Annotated in this window: 5 tRNA genes; all 5 read right to left on the bottom strand. The window is 40.2% G+C overall.

The window, feature by feature from the left end:
* Positions 1 to 242: 242 nt before the first annotated feature.
* The 5 genes from Y79_RS0105550 to Y79_RS0105530 all read right to left on the bottom strand — a co-directional run bounded on the left by Y79_RS0105550 (position 243) and on the right by Y79_RS0105530 (position 1,138).
* Positions 243 to 319, bottom strand: a tRNA-Pro gene (locus Y79_RS0105550).
* A gap of 15 nt (positions 320 to 334) precedes the next feature.
* A tRNA-Arg gene (locus Y79_RS0105545) sits at positions 335 to 411 on the bottom strand.
* Positions 412 to 420: 9 nt separating this feature from the next.
* Positions 421 to 495 (bottom strand) — tRNA-Gly (locus Y79_RS0105540).
* A gap of 493 nt (positions 496 to 988) precedes the next feature.
* Positions 989 to 1,061: transfer RNA gene (locus Y79_RS0105535), tRNA-Thr, on the bottom strand.
* Between the two features lie 2 nt (positions 1,062 to 1,063).
* A tRNA-Asn gene (locus tag Y79_RS0105530) sits at positions 1,064 to 1,138 on the bottom strand.
* Between the last annotated feature and the right edge of the window lie 104 nt (positions 1,139 to 1,242).

Raw genomic sequence — 1,242 nt, 5'->3', positions numbered from 1 at the left:
CAGGTACGTTTTGTCTTGTTTAGTTTTCAAAGATCATTACCGCTTGTTGAAGCAGCTTTATTAGCTTACCACTCAGCTTCTTTTATGTCAACAACTTTTTTTAAGTCGTTTTCGAAGCTTTTTGTTTTGTCTGCTGTTCATCAGCGACGAATAATAATATACCATGTTATCTCTCTATAAATCAAGTGTTTTTTAAAATAAAGAGAAAAAATATAATCAGTACATTATTTAAAGTTTGAGAATGGTCGGGAAGACAGGATTCGAACCTGCGACCCCATGGTCCCAAACCATGTGCTCTACCAAGCTGAGCTACTTCCCGATTTCAAGTGCATTATGGCGCGCCCGAGAGGAGTCGAACCCCTAACCTTTTGATCCGTAGTCAAACGCTCTATCCAATTGAGCTACGGGCGCAAAAATAAATGGAGCGGAAGACGGGATTCGAACCCGCGACCCCCACCTTGGCAAGGTGATGTTCTACCACTGAACTACTTCCGCAAGAAATAATGAACTGTTAAAATAAAAACAACAGCATCAGAAAAAAGGAAAACTCAGTTATGCTCCAACCGGTGTAGCTCTCTGCTTAATCTAAAGCAAAAGCATATCCGGAAATTCATACAGTGCATTATGACAAAAGTAATTATATCAGGGTTTTGATAAAAGTCAATACCGTTTAAAAATTTAATAATAATCTGTACTAACCTAAGGCTGCAAAAAAGAAAACTTCGTTCTCTGGATCAGAACTTGACCATTCAAGAAATTAAACTGATTAGATCTATTATACATACAATTAAGTTAACCTAATTATGCTATTTATATCACGGGAGCCATATCTCTTTGAAAATGAAGAAAGCAGACTTCCTAAGAAGGCTGCTGTTATATTTTTACCTTGATTTCTGCGGAGAGCAGTAACAGGGTCTTTGCCTATTTAAATACAAAAATAACAGTTCCATAACGTGCGGAAACTGCTTCAGATCAACGTATTTAGATAAGCTTCCAAGCGGGCTCGAACCGCTGACCTCTTCCTTACCATGGAAGTGCTCTACCTGCTGAGCTATGGAAGCAATGGCTCCGCAGGTAGGACTCGAACCTACGACCGATCGGTTAACAGCCGATAGCTCTACCACTGAGCTACTGCGGAATATTATAAGCTTCATAAACAAAAACATGGTAGATAAAACAAAAAGCTTGGCGGCGTCCTACTCTCACAGGGGGAAACCCCCGACTACCATCGGCGCTGAAGAG

This window comes from Bacillus siamensis KCTC 13613 (assembly GCF_000262045.1).
Taxonomy (GTDB): Bacteria; Bacillota; Bacilli; order Bacillales; family Bacillaceae; genus Bacillus; species Bacillus siamensis.
Note: the sequence above shows the minus strand (reverse complement) of the source record. Positions and strands in the feature narration are given on the sequence as shown.